The sequence below is a fragment of the Demequina mangrovi genome, from assembly GCF_000759715.1.
Classification (GTDB): Bacteria; Actinomycetota; Actinomycetes; order Actinomycetales; family Demequinaceae; genus Demequina; species Demequina mangrovi.
In genome coordinates, this window is the sequence record NZ_BBLU01000031.1 from 1 (window position 1) to 1,187 (window position 1,187).

1 protein-coding gene is annotated in these 1,187 nt (G+C 78.3%); it reads right to left on the reverse strand.

Annotated elements, in window-relative coordinates:
• The coding region (locus TR42_RS13930) for an FtsK/SpoIIIE domain-containing protein (protein WP_268871174.1) at positions 1–1,187 on the reverse strand (1,187 nt) is incomplete at both ends.

Here is a 1,187-nt window from a genome sequence, read left to right on the forward strand (position 1 = left end):
CGACGGCCCCGGGGAGCCCGAGGCGCCGCGCTTCCGGGCCGGCGCCCGGCGCTGCGCGAGCGGCAGCGCCGCTTGCATCGTGCGCCGGACGGTCCCGGTCGCGACGATGGCGCGGCCGGGTGCATCGGCGGGCAGCGCCGCCGCGCTCGCGTCGCCCAGCAGGTCCTGGGACTCGGCCGCGCTCGCGGTGCGCAGCGCGATCACCGTCGCGACGTTCGCGCGGATGTCCGGGGTGACCACCCCCGCGGGCCGCTGCGTCGCGAGCACCAGGTGCATCCCGAGCGACCGTCCCTGAGCCGCGAGCCGCGCGAGCTCCGGAAGGAATCCGGGGTCCATCCCGCCCAGCTCCTGGAACTCGTCGATCACCACCAGCAGGCGTGGCGGCGGCTCGTCGTCGCCGCCCCGGGACCCGAGGTCGGTCCAGGACGTCGACCCGGCGCTCGCCAGCAGCTCCTTGCGGGCGCGCAGCTCATGCGCGAGGCCCAGCAGCGCGCGTCGCGCCGCCGAGGGCTCGAGGTCCGTGAGGAGCCCCCGGCTGTGCGGCAGCGCGGCGCAGGCACCGAGCCCTGCCCCGCCCTTGAGGTCGATGAGCGCGATCGCGAGCCGCGTCGGCGCATGATCGTGCGCGAGGCCGGTGACCAGCGTCTCCAGCAGCGCCGACTTGCCCGCGCCGGTGGTGCCTGCGACGAGCAGATGCGGGCCGTCGGCATCGAGATCGAGCGTGACGTCGCCGTCGTCGCCGCGCCCGAGCGTGGCGAGCAGGCGACCGGGGGAGGGCTCGGGTCGCGACAGCTCGGCCCAGCGCACCTCGCGCGGCAGCCCGACGTGCCCGCGCGAGGCGTGCGCGCGTGCGAGGGTCTCGGCGGTGGCGGCGGAGACCAGCGAGGGCTGCCACGGCTCGACGCGGCCGTCGACGGCGACGGTCCCGTCCCCGACGTCGAGCACGGTGCGAGCCTCCGAGGGAGCCGCGCCCGCGGTGAGCGTGACCGCGCGCTCGTCGAGGCGTCGAGCCAGCCAGCGGGTCCAGGGCTCGTCCAGGGGAGCAGGCAGGGCCGCCGCATGCCCGAGCGCGAGCGCCCGCGCCGCGGCCTGCGCGCTCACGGCGTCGCCGCGCACCGCGACGGGAAGCGGGAGGTCGGCGAGCCGCTCGGAGCCCACGGGGACGGGCTCCGGCGGCACCCGTGCGC